Below are 23,204 nucleotides of genomic sequence, written 5' to 3' on the forward strand. Positions count from 1 at the left end.
AAATAAAGTTCGATTCACAGTTTTAATACATCTACGATTTACTCATTATTTAATATGATTAATGTGTGTACGATTTTATGGGTTTCCCCCTTAATCGTTCAAAATTCTTATAAGATTTTTTAATTGACTCTGGGTTAGCTCGTTCAAACTCTTTTTCGGTTATATGGTATTCTTTTTGCAATTCAGCTAACTTAATCCGCAGCTGTTTTTCAATAACATCATAGCTCACTTCATTTATTAAATTATGGGTTTCGTTAGGGTCTTTATCTAAATCATATAATTCCCATTCGTCAATATCATCATATACATGAATTAATTTATAACGATTTGTACGCACTCCATACATTTTTTTTACCATATGAAATGCTGGGAAATCATAATAATGGTAATAAATAGCGTCTCTAAAATCTGCATCTTCAATAACTTCTGTTACTAGAGGCTTTAAAGATTTGCCTTGCATATCCTTTGGAATATCAACTTGCGCAAAGTCTAAAAAAGTTTCTGCAAAATCAAGATTTTGAGTTAATGCAGTTACTTCTGTTCCAGGTTTAATAACCTTTGGATATTTCATTAACATAGGCATCGCCAAAGATTCTTCGTACATAAAGCGCTTATCAAACCAACCTTTCTCACCTAGATAAAAACCTTGATCTGTTGTATAAACCACTATCGTATTCTTTTCTAAACCATTAGTTTTTAAATAATCGAGAATTTTTCCAACACCTTCGTCAACAGCTACGATGGTTGCTAAATAATCTTGTAAATAGCGTTGTAGTTTCCATAAATCCAAGTCTTTTCCTGATAAATTAGCTTCATGAAAAGCATCATTTTTTTTCTGATATGCTTTATCCCAAACTATCCGCTGCTCGGGTGTCATCCTTTTAAAATCTGTAACCCAAGGGTTATGTCCTAACTCTGGAGTACCCTTCCTTTTTGTTATTTTCAAATCATGCCCTTCATACATATCGACATAAATCGTCTGTGATTGTTCTATGGAAGCAGTAGAACCTTCATGATTTGCAAAATAAGTGTCAGGCACAGGAAAAGTAACATCATCATATTTATTTACATGTCGTAAAGCTGGCATCCAATTTCTATGAGGTGCTTTATGCTGAACCATCATCATAAAAGGTTGTTCTTCATCTTTAATTTTATCAAGATATTGTAAGGCATCTTCTGTAATAATATCAGTGGCATAGCCCTCTACCATGGTCGTATCAACCATTTGAGTTTGTTTGTTTATCGAAATAAAGTTAGGGTTGTAATAATTCCCTTGGTCTTGAAGAATGTTCCAATAATCAAAGCCTTGAGGCTTACCGTGCAAATGCCATTTACCAAACATTGCTGTTGTGTAACCTGCTTTTTGTAATAACTTAGGATAGGTTTGTTGATTACCGTCAAAACGATTTCCATTCATTCTAAAACCGTTTACATGGCTATGCTTTCCTGTTAAAATTACAGCACGACTAGGACCGCAAATAGAGTTTGTACAAAAGTTGTTTCTAAATATAACCCCTTCTTTGGCTATTCTATCAATATTAGGCGTTGGAGCTAATTGGCTAATGGGATGACCATAGGCACTTATGGCTTGAGTGGCATGATCATCAGCCATTATAAAAATAATATTTGGTCTTTCTGGAATTTCTACAGTAATCTCTTTTTTTTCTGATTTACAAGATTGAAAAGCTATTGTTACTAAAAGTATATAGATTACTTTCCTCATGGTTTCTTAGTTACAATTCTTTTAGTTTGAATTGTTTGTTTAAGATGAATTGTTTTATTGAAAAAGTGAAACACAGTATCTAATTGTTCAAATGGTATTTGACATAATTCATGTCTGCCTCCAATAACTTTATAAAAGTAGTATGAAGCTCCTATCTCATATAATTTATCTGCAATAACCTCAGAACCATCTAAGAGGAAATATCCCAATCTATCTTCTGAACAGTAATGATGCGGTGCATGCCCTATAGGGACAAGGTTATCATCTGTGCCATGGAATAAAACAGTTGGTATTGCATTATTTTTATTAATGTAATTAGCGTTTACCAAAGCTCCTGCTAATGAAAATACGCCCGCAAAGGATACATTATTATACTTTGAAATATCGTCAACAAAAAACGCTTTTAAATACACTGCATTTAAAACGCCCTCTGCCCCTGCGCTACTACCTCCTGCTATAATTTTAGTTGGATCTATTTGTAGTGTTTCTTTATTATCAATAATGTACTTTGCAGCATCTAGATAGTCTATAGCAGCTTGTCTAAAAATGTCTTGCTTTAAAGTTTTCGGGCAATCACAACCCGAACCCGTTTTAGAGTTTTTTAATAATAATCTATAAGAAATTGAAATTCCGATGTAATCATGATTTGCTAAATAATTCATCAATTTTACCTCATCTGGATTATCGCGTTTTCCTCCAGAAAAACCACCGCCATGCATCCATAAAACAACAGGCAAATTATCATTATCTTTTATGTTTTCTGGTGTATAAACATCCAGTTTTAAAGTATCCAAACCTTTAATAGCATAAGTATATGTTGTTTTATTTTGCGAAAACGCAAGTAGACTCAAACAAAAAGTAAATATTAAAATTTTATACTTCATCATTTTTTAAGCTATAAATGTTAATAGATTCCTGCAGCATTTTATGATTATTAGTTATTACCATTAATTATTCTAAAATAAAACTATGCTCAAAATCAAAATCAGATGTCCCTTTAATTGCTATATCAAATGCTCCAGGTTCTACAGTGAACACTTTATTATTATAAAATTTTAAATCTTTAGCCGTTATACTGAAGCTTACTGTTTTACTTTCACCTTGCTTTAGAAATATTTTTTCGAACCCCTTTAATTCCTTAACAGGTCTTGTAATACTACCAACCTTATCATGAACATACAGTTGTACTATTTCATGACCATCATAATCACCAGAATTTTTTATTGTGACGGAAGCTGTAAGTGTATCAGAAAATCCAATTTTATTATTTGACAACTCAAAATTCGAGTACTCGAATTTGGTATAACTTAGCCCATGACCGAAGGGAAATAAAGGTGTATTTGGCACGTCTATATAATTAGACTTATAGTCTTCTTTAGGGTTGTCTAGAGGAATAGGGCGTCCCGTATTCTTCATATTATAATAAATAGGTACTTGCCCTAAATTTCTAGGAAAAGTAACTGGCAATTTTCCTGATGGGTTGTATTTTCCGAATAAAACATCGGCTATTCCATTTCCTCCCATAGTTCCAGGGAACCAAGTTTCTAATATTGCATCAACCAGAATATGCTCTTCTGATAAGTCTAGCGGGCGGCCATTCATTAAAACTAAAACTATTTGCTTGGTAGGCACAGCTTTTCTGATAGCTTTGATTAAATCCGTTTGACGCCCTGGTAGTTTTATATTAGTTCTACTGGCTGCTTCACCACTCATATCGTAATCTTCACCCATGACCATTACAATTTTATCTGCTTTTTTAGCTAAGTTAATAGCCTTCTGAAATCCACTTTCATCATCTCCTTCAATTTCACAGCCCTTGGTATACATGATTTTTGAAGCCTCTAAAAACTCCTGAAAACCTTGGTATACACTTATTGCTTTTCCTTTTCTATCACCAGCTGCCGCCCAATTACCAATAATATTTTCTTTGTCTTTCACTAATGGCCCTATAAGCGCAATAGTTTGCTTTTCGTTTAAAGGAAGGCTCTTAACTTCATTTTTTAGTAGCACAGAAGACATCGCTGCGGATTGTCGTGCAGCTTCTAAAAACTCTGGTTTGTAAATCACCTCTTTTTCACGTTGCTCATCACAATACCTATATGGATCATCAAACAATCCTAATTTGAATTTGGTTAATAATATTCTTCGACAAGCGTCATCAATTAGTGCCATATTTACTTTTTTCTCATTCACTAGCTCTTCTAAATACTTTCTATTTGCGCTACTCATCATATCCATATCAATACCAGCGTCAATGGATAATTTGGTTGCATGCTTTTCATTTTTCGCAAAACCATGAGGTACTAATTCGTTTATGGCAGTATAATCAGTAACAACAAACCCATTAAAACCCCATTCGCCTCTCAAAATGTCTCTAAAAATAAATTTATTGCCTGTGGCTGGTACACCATTAAGTTCATTAAAAGCTGTCATAAAGGTTTCAACTCCAGCTTCTATAGTAGCCTCAAATGGCGGTAAATAAACATTCCTGAGCTCATCTTCACCCATGTTCACTGTGTGATAATCACGACCAGCTTGAGCAGCTCCATAGCCTACAAAATGTTTTGCGCATGCTAAAATGGTATTATGCTTTGATAAATCATCACCCTGAAATCCTTTTACATAAGCTTTTGCAATTTCACTTCCTAAAAACACATCTTCGCCTGCACCCTCAGAAATACGCCCCCAACGAGGGTCTCTTCCAATATCGACCATTGGTGCAAATGTCCAATGAATTCCTTCAGCTGAGGCTTCTTCGGCTGCAATGCGAGATCCCTTTTCAATATCTTGTAAATCCCAACTAGCTGCCAGGCCTAAATTAATTGGGAAAATGGTTTTAAAACCATGAATAACATCATAACCAAATAACAAAGGAATACCTAAACGTGTTTCTTCAACTGCCATTTTTTGTAAATCTCTGGTCCCTTTTACTGAATACACATTTAGCATAGCTCCAACATTACCCTCTTTAATATATTTTTTGTTATTAGAACTAACTGTAGGACCAGTAACAGACCAACCTCCGCTATACATCACCGTTTGACCAATTTTTTCTTGCAACGTCATTAGACTCATTACAGAATCTACTTTGGTATCATAAGGTGATATTTCCGATTGTTTTTGTTGATTTTTTTTTGCGTTAGAATTACAGCTGAAAGCAGTAATAATTAATAAAAATATATTGAGTTTGGTTAGTGTTTTAATCATTTTTAATGTTTTGTATTTGAAAATAGGCTAGACAATAATTCTGGCTCTACGAATGCATAATTCCTACTATTATGTTTGCGTTTTATAAATTAGGCATTAATGTTTTAATAAATGAATTAATACTAAGGCTCTGTTGTTTTTCATGCATGAACATATTTCGCACATGGCTAATTGATAGTATTAATTTTAATATATACACTGGCTTAAACTTTATTTAATAATTAAACCCTAACTTATCTAACCCATTTTTAACGTCTTCATTCTGCATAAATAAATTCCATAATAAGCCTGTTCTATGATTTTCTATCATAACTATTTGAGGCCCTTGATCTATAGCTAAATAGGCTTCGGCAACCCAAAAACTATTATGTGGACTAAAAGCATCATAAAATCCTGCTGGCCCTAAAAGTTTATCTTTATTTTGATACATGTAATGCATCACTTTTAAAGATTCATTAGGTGTATAAGGTATAGAGCTTACAGCTGCGGTAGGGGAAACAACACCTTTATCGTTTGTTGGGCTATGGGCAGAATACCCTATTGAACCATCTTCATTCCTTGAATAACTAGCTGTTAAACCCCAACAGTCTTCACCATAATCTATATAGTTTTTAGGGTTAGTTATGCAATATTGACGGTTAATTTTAGTATGATTAACTGCAAGATTCCAATAATTCCCATATTGGTCTGTTAGGTTTTTAGGGTTTAATCCTAAAAAGGAATAGTGACTAAAAAACAAAGGACCTCCAAAGTTTGAACCACCAGCGTGTTTTAAGACTAATGGAAAATTGTATTGCGAACTGGACGAGACAATGCTACCGCTATTTGCCCAACCTTTTTCGTAAACTGCTTTGGTGATACTATAATCTGGTGAAGCTGCACCCAAAATATACGTGATTAATGTTTCATTATAACCTGTTAGTTTTAAGTTAATATCAAAATCAAAGTTTGGGCTCCAATGCCAATATAAAGCATCCTGACTTTGTGTATACCAGTTCCATTCAACACCTTTCCATAACTCGTCTGCTTTTTGAGCTAATGCTTTTTCTGCATCAGATCCGTTTTTGAAATATTCTTTAATACAGATTAAGCCTTGAACCAAAAATGCAGTTTCCACTAAATCACCCCCATTGTCTTTTGTACTAAAAGGAATTACACTTCCAGAATTCCCGTCAATCCAATGCGACCATGCACCATGGAAACGATCAGCATTTTCTAAAAACGCGAGTATTTTATTTAATCTTGAAATACCTTGTTCTCTTGTCACAAAATCACGCTCTATTGCAACCAAAATACTCATTAAGCCAAAACCAGTTCCGCCAGATGTAACCACATTTTGATTTAATGTTGGATTATCTGGGTGATACCGCTCTTTTGCTGCCCCTGAATTAGTATGAGCAAAATCCCAAAAGTACTTAAACGTTTCTTTTTGAGTTAAATCCATCATCTCATCGTCTGTCAATCTTTCAATTACAGGATCATCATTACCATTTGGGTCGTAAGGCTCTTGATACCCAGGTCCGTTGTCTTTAGAGCATGAAAAAATCATGAAACCAAAAAGAACTATGTAAAATTGTCTTATCATTAATTATTTTTTAGAATATGTAAAACCCAATTTATCAAGTCCAGATTGAACGTCTTTATTTTTCATAAATAGATTCCATAGCATACCTGAACGGTAATTTTCTATCATTACTGGAATTGGTCCTTGATCTATAGCCAAATACCGAGGTGTAAACCAATTATCTTGAAAACTGAATGCATCATATGGTCCATAAGTTCCAATTAAAGAATCATGATCTTTATATAGTTTCTTCAACATTTTCATACTTTCCTTTGGTGTATAAGGAAAAGAAGATAAGGCAGCCGTTGGTGCAACAACGCCTAAATCTTTATCTGGTCGATGTCCTTTATAACCTTTTACAGAATAACTAGATGTTAAACCCCAAATACTATCTCCATAACCCTTATAATTATTTGGGTTCTTAACAGCATGCTTATGATGAATTTTTGCTTGATTTTGAACTAATTTCCAATAGTCAGCATACTTATCTGATAAATTACTTGGATTTAAACCAACATAAGAATAATGAGCCCAAAACATAGGCCCTATAGGGGATTTATCATGTTCATAATAATCAAGAATAACATCTTCGCCATAATATTTTTCAGAAGAAACAATATCACCGTTTCTTGCCCATCCTTTATGATAAACTGAGGCATCAATTGGATGTGTTGGTGATGCTGCTGCTAAAACATACATGATTAAACATTCGTTATAGCCTCCAACGGGAAAGTTCATTTCCCATTTATATTCTGGGGACCAATGCCAATACAATACATCTTCTCCTTTTGTGTACCAATCCCATTCTACCTCATGCCAGAGTTTTTCTATTTTTGATACTAGCTTTTGTTCTTCTTGATTTCCATCTTTAAAATATTCAGAAACAGCTAATAGACCTTGTACCAAAAATGCAGTTTCCACTAAATCACCCCCATTATCCTTTTTGCTAAAAGGCGTCATTTTACCTGTTTGTCCATTTAACCAATGTGGCCATACACCATGAAATCGGTCTGCTTTTTCTAGGAAATCAATCATTTTCGAAAAACGTTTAAATGCTTGATCTCTTGTAATAAAGTTTCGTTTTACTCCAACCAATATTGCCATCATACCAAAACCTGTACCTCCAATGGTAACTGTATGCTTTGGTGATGTAGGGTATATATTATCCATATGCAAACGCTCAGGTGCTAGTCCAGAATTTGGCTCTGCTCCATCCCAAAAATAATTAAAGGTTTGCTTTTGAATTAAATCTAATAGATGCTCATCATTTAATATTTCAGAATTGGAGATTGTTTTGTTTTTATTGACTTCTTTTGAATTGTCTTTACAATTGAACACAACTGTCAATAAAACAATTAAAAGGATGATATTATTTTTCATAAAATTGATATGGGTTAGCAAATTAGTTTTAGCTGCATTATATAATACAGCTAAAACTTCAACCAAAAAAATTAACAAATTGACTAACTAAATTATACTATTAATTGCCCATTATATCTTGTATTTCAGACTGAGACAATGCTTTATTAAACAAATGCAAATCATCCAGAAAACTAGAATCGGACTTATGATTCCAACCTGTGAAACGTGGTGCTCCGGACATGATAGATAAAATATCGCAATCTGTCCAATCAACTCCAGTTATATCACTTTCCTTAGCAACTTCTCCATTTATATAGACTATTGCTTTTGAACCTGAAATGGTGAATGCTAAATGCACCCATTCATTTGCAGTGGGATCAACATCAGCAGCCGCACCTCCATCAACCCAAGTATCAGAAGTACCATTACCAACATTTAATTTAAAACGTTGCATGCCTCCTGCATTTTCTCTAAAGAACCTAAATCCTGAAGACCTATTATTTTGAACATCAGGAAAACCAGCATTTGCCGTATCTTGAGGGCCTATAACTAATACACCTGCCCTATCTGGTGTAGCATTTACTTTATGCCACATAGTAGCACTAAACTCGTTTGCTAGCAACCCTGTAGTTGGAAATGATAAATATGAATCGCCTGCTCCTGCATAAGCATTACTGCCTAACTTACTTTCGCCCGCATAACTTGGCGTTCCAACTACAGTTGCATCTGCTCCAGATACTAAATTTTTATATGTATCATCAAAAGGTACGTACATAGTTTCCCCATCTGCAGGAGTATACGGATTAGTTACTCCAATGATATTTTGAATTTCGCCTTGAGATAAAGCTGTATTAAAGAAACGAAGTTCATCCATAAAACTGTTGTCAGACTTATGATTCCATCCTGTAAAACGAGGTGCTCCAGACATTATTGATAGTATATCGCAGCCCATCCAATCTACTGGACTAGATAAAGTGCTTTCTTTAGCTAACTGTCCATTAATATAAACACGTGCTTCTGTTGCAGATATTGTAAACGCTAGGTTTACCCATTCATCTTTAGCAGGATCAACATCGGCAGCTGTACCGCCATCAACCCAAGTATTACCGGCACCTGTTCCTACATTTAGTTTAAAACGTTGCATACCACCAGCGTTTTCTCTAAAGAGCCTAAACCCACTATTTCTATTGTTTTGATTATCTGGATTTGCTAAATCTGGTGGCCCAATTACCAATACACCTGCACGGTCTGGCGAAGCATTTAATTTATACCAAAAAACTGCTGATATTTCATTTCCTAATTGCAAATTATTTGTAGGAACTGTTAAATATGAATCTTCAGCTCCTGCATATGCATTATTACTTGCTAAGCCTTGTCCTGCAAAACCTGGAGTTCCAACTTCTGTTGCTCTGGTAACGGTTATGAATTCTGTGAAATCACTTTCAAAATCCATATAAAGTGTTTCATTGGCAAAAATGGGAATATAAGGCGGTTCTTTTTCAAAATTAGCAGTAGCTGTTGTACTTTGGCCATTAATATCTGTAGCTTCTACTTTGAGTTCATGTTGTCCGGTAGTTACATTATCAAAAGCAACTTCTGCTAGAACACGTCTATAATCTTTAAAGTCTGACATTGTTGCAATTTGATTGTTGTCAATCAAAACAGTAATATTATCAACTTCAATATCATCTGTAACTTCAAATTCAATTGTAATAGCTACTACTGGATCATTTACTTTAATTTTTGTGCCTTCTACTGGATACTTTAAAGTAACCTGAGGAGCTCCTACATCTGCTCCAGGATCTACTTCTGTAATTGGATCAATACCATCATTACAAGAAGAAAGTACAAGTAAGAATGAAAGTAATCCAAAAAAGATTTTATATATATTTTTCATTTTATAGTTTTTTTATTAGTTATTGATATCTGCCAAAACTGGAAATTGATCTACTTGACTTTGCGGGTAAGGTAAATATGCTTTATCTGGCGAAAAAGTTCTTCCGTCATAACTTAATTCGTTATAGCGCTCTAATCTTAACATATCGTAATAGCGCTTACCCCATTCCATTCCTAATTCAGCAAACTTCTCGTTAACAATATCATCTAATGTTACTGATGCTACAGGAGCTAATCCTGCTCTATCTCTTACAAGGTTTACAGCTTGTGTTGCTGTTAAACTTCCTCCTGATCCACCTTGCGATAATGCCTCAGCATACATCAATAATATTTCGGCATAACGTATTACCATATAGTTTTTATTACTTCCATAAGCCGTTCTACCTGTAATTAACTGATTTGATGGCAAATAATGTTTTCCACTAGCAAATAATGCTCTAGCATAATCATTTATTCTATCTCCATCTCTTGTCGTATTTGAAATCCAAGCTGGTAATGTTGCGTAAGCTGGATCTAATTGTATCTCTGCAATACCACGATCTGTAAACAACACACTTGTCTCTAAGCGTACTGTTTCGCCACGATCTAGCATAAATTTTATAAACTTTAAACTAGGCTCATAGAATCCCCAACCGCTTGAAGAACCATCAACAGCTGGTGTCCAGTTTTGTGGGCCATAAGGAGCATATAAGTGTCCTTCTCGAGGTTCCCCTGCACCTTGACCGAAATCAGAATATTGTAAATCTAAAATAGATTCATCACTCAATTTTCCTGGTGTTTTAAATAATTCATAAAAATTGGAAAACAGACTAAACTTCCCAGAGTTAATGATTTGACCAGTTGCATCAGCAACTGCCGAATAGTTTTTTAATTCTTGATTAGCTAAAGCTTTTATTGCCAAAGCTGTGTAACGCGTTACACCACCTGGTAAATCGGTACGTTCATTTGGGCGCATATCCGGCAAAAAAGATATAGCTTCATCCATTTGATCCGAAATGTGTTGCATCACCTGTGCTTTTGTAGGCACTTCAGTGACATCCAATAAGGCTCCTGTATCTGATGATTCAGGAATAAATACATTTCCCCATACACGTGAAATATCAAAAAGCATCATTGCTCTTAGCACTTTTGCTTCAGCAATATATTGATCTCCTAAAGCCATGCCTTCTGTATCAGCAAATTCTTGATAACGTGCAATTTGCTCCATTCCCGTATGAGCAGATATTATATCTACATACACGTTTTCCCAAAGGGAATTATACATCCAATAATCCTTATTGTAATTGAACAAATCGGTTTCTGTAAAATCCTGTTGATCTCCTAAACCTCCAGAATTCACATCGTCTCCTCTTACTGATATTAACAAAGGTTGTTCCCACCCTCTACTTTGGTAAGCTTCATAAACTCCAATAATAGAAAGTATCATATCTTCAGTTTTGGTAAAATCTGTACCAGCTGCAAAATTATTATTTCGCTGTGGTTCATCTAATTTATCTGAGCATCCTGTAAGTATAAAAATAGCTGCTAAGGATGCTAAGAATATGTTTTTAAATAATTTCATATCTCTTTTTTTTTAAAATTTCACATTTACACCAGCAGTATATACCGCAGGTATTGGATATGTTTGATTATCCACGCCATTACTAACTTCTGGATTAAATCCATTATAATTAAATACCGTTAATGGTTTTTCTGCAGTTAGGTATACTCTAATTGTTGGTATTTTATCAGATTTAGAGTTTTTATTAACTGTATACCCTAATGTTATATTTTGAATTCTGAAGAAATCTCCATCTTCTATAAAATAACTATTTAATCGTTGATTCCATCCTTTTCGAATAGCTGCTGCCGATGGGTAACTGTTTGAAGTACCTTCTCCATGCCATCTATTTATAGCAAAATCTCTATCAACGTTTGTATCATTAGTGAAAATAACTTCTCCTCTTTTACGGTTTAAAATTTTATTTCCTCCTTGACCTAGAGCACTGATTGATAAATCAAATGCTTTGTAGTTAAATCCTAAGTTAACTCCAAATTGGTAAGTTGGTAAAAATGACCCTAAAACAACACGGTCGTCGTCGTCAATTGTATTTGGATCCCCCCCATTTTCTTTATACTTAAAATCTCCTGGAACTAAATTGTTTGCTACAGCTACTGGATCTGCTTGTATTTCAGCATCATTTTGATAAACTCCAATAACCTCTCTTCCATAAAAAGCAAACAATGGTTCTCCTATAATTGAGCGCTGTCTGAATTCTGCCGAACCTGCATCTAAAAAACCTGTTTCATTATTTAAATCTAATACTTCGTTTTTTAAAGTAGAAAAATTGGCACCAATACTGTAGCTAAAATCATTTGACACTCTTTTAGTCCAATCTAAAGCTACTTCAAAACCAGAGTTTCTTATTTCTCCAACGTTTTGACGAGTAACCCCAGGTATTAGTGGTCGCTCTACAGGAATTACAGCATCTTTTGTATCTCTAACATAATAATCTGCTTCAACAGATAAATTATTATCAAATAATCTCGCTGTTAACCCAACATTAATTTCTTCTGTAACTTCCCATTTAAGTGCTGTAAAATCACTGGATGTGTTTAATCCACTAAAACGAATATCTCCCAATGCTGTTTCAACTACTTGAGATGTTATTGAGCCTTCACTTGATGGTACTTTATCATTACCTAATTCACCCCAACTAGCACGTAGTTTTAAAAAATCGAAAACGCCATTATTTTGCATGAACTCTTCTCCAGTTACTACCCAACCAACTCCTACTGTTGGGAAATAACCCCATTTTTCTTGATATTTATTGGTGCCATCTGCACGGAATGTTCCATATAAAAGATATTTACCATCAAAATTGTATGCCACTCTTGTAAAGTAAGACAGTCCAAACTCGCGTCTTCCTCCATCAGCTGGGTCTTCAAAAGCAGTAGCTTGATCTAAATAAAAAGCTTCTTCGTTTGATGGAAAACCAGAACCTTGTGCGCGCAATAATTCTGAAGATTCATCTCTAAAAGACGTACCTAGAAGTACTGTTAAATCATGCTTTCCAAATAGATTTTTATACGTTAATGTATTATCCCATATTTGATTAGAATTGGTAATATTTTGTTTTGTTATAGTTGAAATAGGGCGTTCATAATCATTTTCGCTACTGGTATCAAAAGGCAAACGTACATTACGCCCTTCGATAGTTTCTAAATTGTGGTTGTAGGCTGTTTTAAACTTCAGCTTGTCTGTAATACTAATTTCAGCATAAACATTAGCTAAAACATTTCTAATCTTCAACCTGTTTTCGCTAAAGTTTAGCAAATGAAGTGGATTTTGATCTCCTCTATAACCTAAATCTGTAGCACTAGCATAATTTGTTGGTGCAAATTCGGCATTGTTTGGATCGAAAACTGGCATTATTGGAACAGCAAAATATGCTACTCTCCAAGCAGAGCCTTCTGGGTCATAACGTGTTGCATTGCTTAATACCATATTAGTACCAACCTTTAACCAATCTGTTGCTTCAAAATCTAGCTTTGTTCTAATGTTGAATCGTTCATACTCATTCTTCATATCCAAAATACCTTCTTGACCAAAATAGTTAGCTCCCACAGCATAAGTGGCTTTTTCACCACCTCCAGTAATTCCAATACTATGGCTTGTAATTAAAGCTTGCCTTGTAATTTGATCGTACCAATCTGTATTTACATCAGGAATATTTGGGTTAACTCTACTTCTTCCGTAGCGTTGCATAGCATTCAATATAAATTGTGCATCTGGTGCAGAACCAGACTCTAGCGCTATGGTTGTAAACTGTTCTGCATTTGCAAGCTTTAAAACATTTTGTGCTATTTGTACACCAGAATAGCCATCATATGTAATTTGTGTTTTTTGATTTAATTTTCCTGAGTTTGTTTGGATTAGTATAACTCCATTAGCAGCTCTAACACCATAAATGGCAGCCGCAGAAGCATCTTTTAAAACAGAAACTGATGCTATATCAGCTGAGTTTAAAAAATCAATATTATCGAAAAACATACCATCAACAACATATAATGGTCCTGATGCTCCTGAATTATAAGACCCAATACCTCTAACTCTTACCGTTGGAGACTGTCCAGGGCTTCCAGAATTTACAATTTGCAAACCAGCAACTTTTCCTTGAAGTGCCTGCATAGCTTGTGCTACTGGTGCTTGAGTAATCTCTTCAGATTTAATAGTAGTAATAGAACCTGTTAAGTCAGCTTTCTTTTGAGACCCATAACCAACAACAACTACCTCATCTAACGAAGCAATATCAGGTTCGAGAGATATATTAAGAATAGTTTGATTATCAATTTGTACTGAGACTGTTTTAAAACCTAGCGAGCTAAACTCTAAGGTTTCTCCTTTAGTAACAGTAATAGAATAATTACCGTCAAAATCAGTACTTACACCTCTGCTTGTTCCTCTTACTATTACATTCACGCCTGGTACAACTATATTATCTTCGGCACTAATTACTGAACCGCTTATTAATATGTCTTGTGCAAATGCATGAACTGAAAATAGAAAAATTAACAATAAAGCAAATTTTGTTTTCATATAGTTTTATTTAGAATGTTAGTTTGTACTAAATTATTAACTCTATGAATGTATATCAAAAATTGTCTTACACATAAATTACGTCATGTAGCAAAAAAATAAAGAAATCAATGATTGACGTATGTTATGGCGAGAAAAACTAACACAAAACATTAGAATTATCTAAAAAATGACGTAGTTATGACGTAGTGAAAAGAGATTATACCAACTGATTTTTTAACACTTTTATTCAAAATTCCTTAAGTAATCACCCAAAGACTTATCATTTCCTAAATTTAATTTACGTTTTAACCTATATCTATGAGTTTCTAAGCCTCTAATTGAGACATTCATTAGTGGTGCAATTTCTTTAGTCAATAAATTCATTTTGATGTAAGCACATATTTTCAAATCTTTATGTGTCAGCTGTGGATGTTTGCTTTTTAACTGATTAAAAAACTCTTCATGCACTTGGTTGAAATTATATTCAAATATCTCCCATTCATCTTCATGACCTATAGAGTTATCAATTTTCCTAAGCAAGCGTTTATACATTAACGGGTTTTCAAAACTATTTTTATGTTTCATTAACTCGCCCTTAATATCTAACATAGACTCATTTTTTTTCACAAGAGCCATTGCTGTATTAGCTAGCTGTTTACTTTTTAATTTCACTTCGCTTTTCAAAGATTCATTTTTTAGCTGTACAATTTTTTTATCATTCTCAATAGCCTTTTCTTTAAGCAATACTTCTTGTTCCCTTACAAGTTTATTTTGCAATGCTTGTTGTTCCTTATTAATCTTTCGCTTGTGTAATCTATAAATTAATAAACCACTAAGTAATGCTACTAAAACATAAAATAAGCTATTTTGATACCATGGCGGTGATATGTAAATTTGAATTACGTGCTTGGGGGATGAATTACCTAAAATATTTGCTGTTCTAAAATGTATTTTATGATATCCGCTGCTTAAACTAGAAAGTTCAAGCTTTTCATTCTCCATACGATACCATTTGAGAGTATCTGAATTAGATATAGCGTACTCAAAAAAATGATTATTAGACATTGGAGATGAAATAGATATGCTTATATTTTTATTATAAGGAAGCTCATACTCAATTGAGTCTCCTAAATTTATCAGTTCCTTTTCTACTTCAATATTTTCAATAGCAGGTTTTAGTAAAATATCACTAGTAGTGTTTATGTTTTTGTTAATAAGCATAAAACCGTCATAAAGATTTAAAGTAAATGTAGAATCGTTTAACTGAGAAACACTTTCTGCATCTACAACTAATCTTTTCTGAATAAGATCATTAGGAAAATTTATATTATTATCTCCTTCCATTTTATAAACAAACCTAATTTTATCTTTTGCATTTTTTGTAACTAGTACATCAGAATCTGATTCAGAAATGATGTCTGCATCTACACCAAAAGCATTATTCAATATATCATGAGGCACTATACTATCTAAAAGGGCTTCATATTTTTGCCATCCTTTATTTGTTTTAAAACAAATGTCGTTTTTAATTTTATGAACTTTTACATTAAAATCTGACCACAGCCCCTTACTTTTATAATCTTTAAATGAAGCCTCATTGTATGTTTCATCAAACTTAACGCGAAATAAACCTCTATATGCGTGTGCTACCCAAGCTGTATATTGGTCTTCAAATACCATATACTTTATAGGAACAGTTTCTTCTCCTAAGTGCTGAACTTTCCATGTATTACCAATTAAATCATATCTAACCAACCCTCCATATGTGCCCTGCAAGAAAGTGTTATTTTGTTCTGGCACTTTCTTAATAACCCAACCTCCAGTAAAAGCAGACACTTTTTCTTTAAATTTTTTATTTTCAACCAAATAAGTCCCATTGTTATGTCCGCAAAATAACTGCCCATTAATTTCCTTTAAATTCCAAACCTGTCCTTGCGATCCTTCAATAAATTTAAGAGTATTGTTATTAGCAGTATCTAAATAAAACAAACCTGTATTACTCCCTATATACAAAGTCCCTTTATAGTTTATAATATCGTATACAGCACCTAACTTTCCCGAACTGTCATTATATAATATGTGGCTATAATTAAAATCCATAAGGGCTATTCCATTATCTAACCCAACCCATAGCTTATTATTCTTACCAAGTTCTTGACTTAATACGGTATTATTTAACAATCCGTTCTCTTTATTGATATGATATACTATATCACCAGAATTATTTGTAATATAAATACCATTCTTTATAGTACCAAAAACCATATTATTATTTTGAAGTACTAAAAAATCGTTGAGTTGTTGCTCTTTCATTACACTAGAAATCTCAGAATACCAAGGTTCTAATTTTCCATTATAGTATAAATAGCATCCATTTAAGGCAGTAGCAATTAGCAATCTATTATTATACTTTATAATAGAAATGACTTTTACATCATATAATTTATCATTTACGATAAAAGGAACCAAATCATCTCCTTCTAAACTAAAAATTCCATTTCTTACCGTAGATACATACACATTGTCTTCAACAACACTACAAGATAAAATGGTTGAGCCTGGTTTTACTTCAATCCTTTTTACTTCACCTTCTTTATAAGCATAGAGATTTGAAAAAGATCTAAAAAAGATAGCATCATTACGATGAAATATTTGCCAAAACTCTTCATCTTTTGACTCTTCTTTGTCTTTAAAGTTTCCTAAGGATGTATAAATTAATTTTCCTTTGTTATTTTTTTTCCAAAAACCAAACTCTTTATAAGAACCTGTATATATTTTATTTTTATAAGCTAAAACCGAGCGTATAATAGTTTTGTTTGGTAATTGATAAAAGTTCCATTTCATCCCATCAAATTCAACCAAACCTTTATCATTAGCAACATAGAGTTTCCCATTTTCTGCCAAAGACACGCCCCAATTTTGATTGCCAGCATTATATTCAGTTAATGCATAATTTTGAAAAAATGGAGTATATTGAGCATTTAGCTTACTATAAATGAAGAAAATAAAAATTAATACTAAAGTGTTTTTAAAACTCATTAACATATATAATTATTAACATAAAAAAAGGAATCTTAGACTCAGACAAATCTAATCAATTTTAAAATAACGAATAGAAATCAAAAATCTAATCAATAAAAATAAAAAACAACAAAGCCTTATAAATTGTACAATTTATAAGGCCTTAAATTTTTACTATTAATTTATACTACTCAGTATCATAGAAAGAGGTAAACTATGTTGAAAGCAACTTTAAGAAAACTTACTTTACTACTATAAATTCACTTCTTCTATTTTCTTGGTGGATTGATTCTGTACATTTTACACCATTAGAGCAGCCATTAATCAATTGACTTTCCCCATAGCCTTTACCTGTTAATCTAGAAGGATTTATACCGTTTTTGACTAGGTATTTAATGGTTGATTTTGCTCTACGATTAGACAGTGTCATATTATAAGTATCGTTGGCGCGACTATCTGTATGTGAACGTACATCAATTTTAATTAATGGATTTTTTTGCATGACCTCAACAATTTTTTGCAATTCTACAGCTGCATCAGGACGGATGTTATGCTTATCTAAATCAAAATAAATAGGGTTTAATAATAACCCAATATCTGTTCCTGCAGCAATTTCTATTTTTCTAGGATCTAATAAAATATCTGTACTTATAGCCCCCTCTTTTGAAGTGTCTACAAATTCTTCTCCTGTTAAATATCCATTCTTCTCAGCACGAATAAATTTCACTTTGTCACAATCCATTTCATCAAACATATACTTTCCTGTAGGTACAATTTCTTGTACAACTATATCATTATTCTTATCAATTAAAGACACTAAAGCATTTTCCAAAATATCTCCTGTTTTTTTATCACGTACAAAACCATTAAGATTAACAATACATGGTGCTTTATAGTTTTCATTTTCTTTAAACGAATAGACATCATCGCTTTGAGTCCCACTTCTGTTTGTAGAAAAATAACCAGTTTTGGAATCGGAATTTATAACAAAAGCAAAATCGTCCATAGTGCTATTTATAGGCTTGCCAATATTGTCAACCTTTCCATAAACACCATTTTCATCTGGAGTAGATTTATAAATGTCTAAACCTCCTAAATTAAATTGATGCCCATTGGATGAAAAGAAAAAACTTCCATTATCAGCAATAAAAGGGAACATTTCATTTCCTACGGTATTAAAACCAATCATATTAAAAGGTGTTCCATAACCGCCATCATCAAACAATTCTACTTCGTAAATGTCTGTTCCCCCTTGGTTTCCATTTGATTGCATGTCGCTTACGAAATACAACTTACTTTCATCTATACTTAATGCGGGATGTCCTACTGAATAATCATCGTTATTAAATGGTAATTCTATCACATTCGTCCATTTACCATCTATCCTTTCTGCTTTGTATAGCTTAAGCCTAATTGTTTTGTTAGCATCTTTTCCTAATTTATTATTAGTATAATTATTTCTAGTAAAGTACATGGTGTTACCGTCTTTAGTAATAACAACAGATCCCTCATTGTACTTTGTGTTTATTTCTCCTGATACTACTTTTAATTCTGAGTCGTTTACAAGAAATATATCAGATGTTGGCTCTTTATTCCAAGGTGTTTCTTTGGAAGATGTACTTGCTGAAGCTACATAAAGTTTATCTTTTGTGTAAAACGCTGGATAATCTGAATATTTAGTATTAAATCCTACTGTATCAATTACATATTGGTTTGAGTTTTTCTCAATAGTACTTAAATACTCTCCAGAGTTTATATAATTTAGACCTTGGCTTTTATAGAAATTCGTTAAAATTTTGTCAGCATCACTGTAATTCCCAATAGCTTTAAGTGTTTGTCCGTATCTAAAATTATACTCTGGAGATGTATTTAAGTTTAAAGCAAATAATTTATCATACCATTTTACTGCTTCTACATAATTTGCATTAAAATAGTAGGCGTCTGCCAATCTCTTATATAAATCTTCGTTTTCATATCCTTTATTTGCTACATTTTCATAAATTTCTAAAGCATCTATATAAGCTAAGCTTTCAAACTTTTTATCAGCCTTCTTTACTTGACCCTTTTGTGCAAATGCAACACATGCTAATAGAAGTATACTGTAAGTAAATATATGTTTTATGTATTTTTTCATATCTATTTGTGTTTTAAAAGAATCTAGGAGTTATTAATCGCCTTGTTCGTTTACCTAATTCAAAGCGCAAGAATATTTCATGCGATCCAGAATTATAGTTTGTTAGTTCTTGAATACTATAATCGTATGCGTATCCTATCATCATTCCTTCTGATAATTGGAAACCGACCAAAGCACTTACCGCAGCATCCAACCTATATGCAGCACCTAAAGTAAATTTCTCATTGAACAAGAAATTTGCAGAAAAATCTAATGCAACTGGTGCTCCAGATACATACTTACCTAAAACGGATGGCTTAAATTTTGTGTTCTTACCTAGCTGAAAAACATAACCAGCTATAGCATATATATTTGCTCTTTCTGATGCGTTAGAAACTGTAGTATCATCATAATGTGATGTTTCTAGTATATTTGGAACAGAAAGCCCTACATACCAGTTTCTATCATTGTGCAAGTACAATCCAAGTCCAAAAAGAGGTTTTAATCTGTTTTCAATATTAAACTGTTGTAAAGCATCACTTGGGTCAAAAATATTGAGCAGAGAGTAATCTACATTTAACAAATTAATTCCTGCTTTAATTCCGAAAGCTAATTTTACATCATTATCAAAATTTAAAGTATACGAGAAGTCTGCAGAAATTGAACTTTCATCAGCTGGTCCAGCTTTATCTTTATAAAAGTTTAACCCTAAGCCAACACGCTCAGTAAGACCAACAGGCGTATTTAAACTTAGGTTAAGTGTTTCTGGAGCTCCATCCAACCCTACCCATTGATTACGATAAAGGCTCGTAATCCCGAATGTACCTCTAGATCCGGCGTAGGCAGGGTTTACGGTTTGTGTATTGTACATGTATTGTGTATACTGAGAGTCTTGCTGAGCTTGTATTTTTGTAGAAAAAAGCCCAAGAAGTATAACACATGACACCAACCAATTTATGGAGCAAATATTCCTTTTATTATATTGTTTTTTTGTCTGTTTCATTTTATTCTGTAGTTAAATACAGGTAACCTGCTTTTTTTATGCGTTCTGAGTCTCCATTAGCATTTGAATAGGAATAGGTAAATATGTAATAATAGGTTCCAGTAGGGAGTTGATTTTCTCTATTAATAGTCATACGACCATCAGAAAAACCTTTAAATACATTCCCATAAGTATCATAATCATTAGTTTCAAATACTTTTACACCCCAGCGATTAAATATTTTTACATTAGTATTCTCAACATTTTCAATACCATCAATAATGAAGTAATCGTTTTTTCCATCATCATTAGGAGTCACACCGTTATAAATAACAATATCTCCTCCCGGTAGAACTAACTCGCTATCTATTCGAGCTAGTGTAAAAATGCCATAATTTCCTAATTGTAATGGTGTGGTTACTGTTCTATTTGCAGTATCAACAATTCCTCCTTCATTTACCCAAATTTGCTGTGCATCATCCCAACGAACAATCCGAATTTCTTCTTGAGGATTAGATACTATCGGTGTGGGTGTTGTACCATTTTCGTCCCAAGTAAGGGTTAAAAGCACATCTGAATTACCAGTATCTCTAGTAATTGTCCAAAATTCTGCATTATCTAATAACGTAATAACACCAGCCGCATTTGCTGTTGGAGTTTCTCCGTTAATGGTTTGGCCAATTGGGTTTTCAAAAAAGTATTTTGCTGTAAAAGTATCAGTTATGTTGGCCGGAGCACTTATAGCTGCATATCGAAAAAATTGTTGATCACCGATAGGGTAAGTAAAACTATCGTTTCCATTTTTTTGAACTAATCCATCTACATGACTCCCGTCGTAAGTTCCAACATGTGTGGCCCCATCTTCAAATATAAATAGACCTCCATGGGTGTCATCTTGTACAATACCTTCATCAAAATTTGCTTCATTGTCAACACTTATTTCGCTACTTAATTCTAAAGAAGCTGTATTACTTGACGCATTATTAAACAAAACGTCATAGAAGTAACTAATGTTTCCGCCACTTAATTGTTGTACGGCCGTACCCTCGAAGCGGGTAAGCCCTTCTTCACCATTGGTAAAATCTACAACACCATCATTATTAAAGTGTGCATAGATAAAGGCTTCGCCGTCATTGATAATACTGGCACCGTTCTTATTATCTAAATCACTCACCGTAGAAAACTGTGTGTTTGGGCTAATGCTAAGCTCTCCTGTATTTACAGTTTGTGCTAGGAGTATGCCCGGAACTAAAAGTGTTCCGAGCATAACTATCTGTGTGTATATATTTATTGTTTTCATTTCTTATCTACTCATTGCTGAGTTTTTTTGTTAAATCCCTCGACGATCAAGTAAATAAGCAATCATGTTATGTAACCATCGTTCTTCTGGGGTGTCAATAGCACCAGATACATAAGGCGCTGTATTTGTAAAGTAATTCCCAGGGCCAAAAACGAGAGCTCTACCGCCAGCGCCCATGGTCCAAATTCCTGGGCCATTGGTTCCAGCTGCTGTTGAAATATCTCGATTACCTAATACAACGGCTCCTGATGGTAATGTTCCAGTAAAAACATTGTAAGTGTTTGGGGTGGGTGAGGGATCTGCTAAGGTGAAATTTGTGCCTGTACCAAAAACACCATTGTTTAGAGCGTTAGCATTAGTGACAATATCTACTTTGTCCCCACCAGGTTGACCTGTAAAACCACCAATTCCTCCAAAGACATTAATAAGTGCATCAGGAGTAATACCCGGTAAAGCATAAGCCATTACTACACCTCCCAAGTCTACATAATCCTTAAGCAATTGTGATTCTGCTGAAGTAGGTGGGAAAACTCCTGTTGAGATTACATCATAGTTTGCCAATAAACTTGCCGCGGTTTCCGTAGAAAGGTTCGCTATTTCAGTAAATGTAATATCTTCTGTGAGTGTTTGGTATGTTCCTGATGGACCATAGTTTGAAGCGTTATTCATTTGAGCTACAAAATTGCTGTAGTTAGATCCTTCTCCGAAAGATGATAAACCAAACCATCCCCATCGAATAGTACTTGCGTTCACTTGTAAAGTGAACGAACAGCTTTGTCCGCCAAAATTAAACGCGAAATTCGCTATCCCCGGGTTTGATGGTGTTCCCGTAATGTTAAGAACAACGTTTCCTGCCCCAGTATTCAGAGTACCTGCCTGTAAAGTAGCAGTAAAACCAGTAACTCCTGTCGAGTTAATTGCTGTGCCTGTTCCATAAGACGAGCCATTGCCTCCTGTGTAAGGTACTGTTACTGTACCTGTATAGCTAAAGCCTTGTGTAGCGGCACCAGAAGAAACAGCAGTTCCACAGTTTAATGCTGTTACTACTGGGTTTGATGCATCTACTGTTAGTGAGTAGGTACACGTCTCTCCACCAAAGTTGATGGCAAAGTTTGCTGTTCCCGATGTTGTTGGAGTTCCTGTAACATTAAGTGTTAAGTTTCCAGCACCATTAGCAAGAGTACCTGCCTGCAAGGTAGCGGTTAGTCCCGACACCCCTGTTGAGTTGATTGATGATCCTGCACCGTAGGCTGCGCCGTTACCACCTGTGTATGGGATTGTTGCTGTTCCAGTATAAGCTGTATTTTCTGTAGCTGTTGCTGGTGAAGCAGTTCCTGCTGCACAGTTCAAGTTTGCTACTGTGGCATTTAATACATCAACTGTAAGCGAGAAGGTACACGTCTCTCCACCAAAGTTAATGGCAAAGTTTGCTGTTCCCGATGCTGTTGGTGTTCCAGTAACATTAAATGTTAAGT

General features: G+C 34.0%; 12 protein-coding genes and 1 pseudogene. All 13 read right to left on the reverse strand.

The features are described from left to right. Nucleotides 1–58: 58 nt before the first annotated feature. Entirely contained in the window at nucleotides 59–1,723 is a 1,665-nt protein-coding gene (locus tag M3P09_RS15595) for a sulfatase family protein (RefSeq protein WP_249973848.1), read from the reverse strand. Then, nucleotides 1,720–2,610, reverse strand: coding sequence for an alpha/beta hydrolase (locus M3P09_RS15600; protein ID WP_249973849.1), 891 nt, complete (start codon nucleotides 2,608–2,610; stop codon nucleotides 1,720–1,722). Before M3P09_RS15600 ends, M3P09_RS15595 begins: the two co-directional genes overlap by 4 nt. Before the next feature lie 64 nt (nucleotides 2,611–2,674). Further along, entirely contained in the window at nucleotides 2,675–4,930 is a 2,256-nt protein-coding gene (locus tag M3P09_RS15605; RefSeq protein WP_249973850.1) for a glycoside hydrolase family 3 N-terminal domain-containing protein, read from the reverse strand. A gap of 214 nt (nucleotides 4,931–5,144) precedes the next feature. Then, on the reverse strand, nucleotides 5,145–6,515 hold the full coding sequence (locus tag M3P09_RS15610; RefSeq protein ID WP_249973851.1) for a glucoamylase family protein: 1,371 nt from the start codon (nucleotides 6,513–6,515) through the stop codon (nucleotides 5,145–5,147). A 3-nt stretch (nucleotides 6,516–6,518) separates the two neighbouring features. Continuing rightward, nucleotides 6,519–7,874 carry a glucoamylase family protein gene (locus M3P09_RS15615; RefSeq protein ID WP_249973852.1) on the reverse strand — a complete coding sequence of 452 codons (1,356 nt, stop codon included), beginning with the start codon at nucleotides 7,872–7,874 and terminating at the stop codon, nucleotides 6,519–6,521. Between the two features lie 100 nt (nucleotides 7,875–7,974). Beyond that, the gene (locus tag M3P09_RS15620) at nucleotides 7,975–9,753 is read right to left on the reverse strand and encodes a LamG-like jellyroll fold domain-containing protein (RefSeq protein WP_249973853.1); all 1,779 of its coding nucleotides are present in this window, start codon (nucleotides 9,751–9,753) and stop codon (nucleotides 7,975–7,977) included. A gap of 15 nt (nucleotides 9,754–9,768) precedes the next feature. Next, complete coding sequence (locus tag M3P09_RS15625) at nucleotides 9,769–11,313, reverse strand: RagB/SusD family nutrient uptake outer membrane protein (protein ID WP_249973854.1); 1,545 nt, start codon at nucleotides 11,311–11,313, stop codon at nucleotides 9,769–9,771. 12 nt (nucleotides 11,314–11,325) lie between these two features. After that, a complete protein-coding gene (locus tag M3P09_RS15630) occupies nucleotides 11,326–14,331 on the reverse strand; it encodes a SusC/RagA family TonB-linked outer membrane protein (RefSeq protein WP_249973855.1) in 3,006 nt (1,001 codons plus the stop codon). 225 nt (nucleotides 14,332–14,556) lie between these two features. Continuing rightward, nucleotides 14,557–17,352: a helix-turn-helix and ligand-binding sensor domain-containing protein gene (locus tag M3P09_RS15635; RefSeq protein ID WP_249973856.1), complete on the reverse strand. Its 2,796-nt coding sequence runs from the start codon at nucleotides 17,350–17,352 to the stop codon at nucleotides 14,557–14,559. A gap of 223 nt (nucleotides 17,353–17,575) precedes the next feature. Beyond that, a complete protein-coding gene (locus M3P09_RS15640) occupies nucleotides 17,576–19,468 on the reverse strand; it encodes an OmpA family protein (RefSeq protein ID WP_249973857.1) in 1,893 nt (630 codons plus the stop codon). A 13-nt stretch (nucleotides 19,469–19,481) separates the two neighbouring features. Further along, on the reverse strand, nucleotides 19,482–20,450 hold the full coding sequence (locus tag M3P09_RS15645; RefSeq protein WP_249973858.1) for a PorP/SprF family type IX secretion system membrane protein: 969 nt from the start codon (nucleotides 20,448–20,450) through the stop codon (nucleotides 19,482–19,484). A gap of 1 nt (nucleotide 20,451) precedes the next feature. After that, nucleotides 20,452–21,729 (reverse strand): T9SS type B sorting domain-containing protein, encoded by a 1,278-nt coding sequence (locus M3P09_RS15650; RefSeq protein ID WP_249973859.1) that lies wholly within the window; start codon nucleotides 21,727–21,729, stop codon nucleotides 20,452–20,454. 30 nt (nucleotides 21,730–21,759) lie between these two features. After that, nucleotides 21,760–23,204, reverse strand: a pseudogene (locus M3P09_RS15655) (hypothetical protein); the annotation flags it as partial.

The organism is Jejuia spongiicola (assembly GCF_023502325.1).
GTDB lineage: Bacteria > Bacteroidota > Bacteroidia > Flavobacteriales > Flavobacteriaceae > Wocania_A > Wocania_A spongiicola.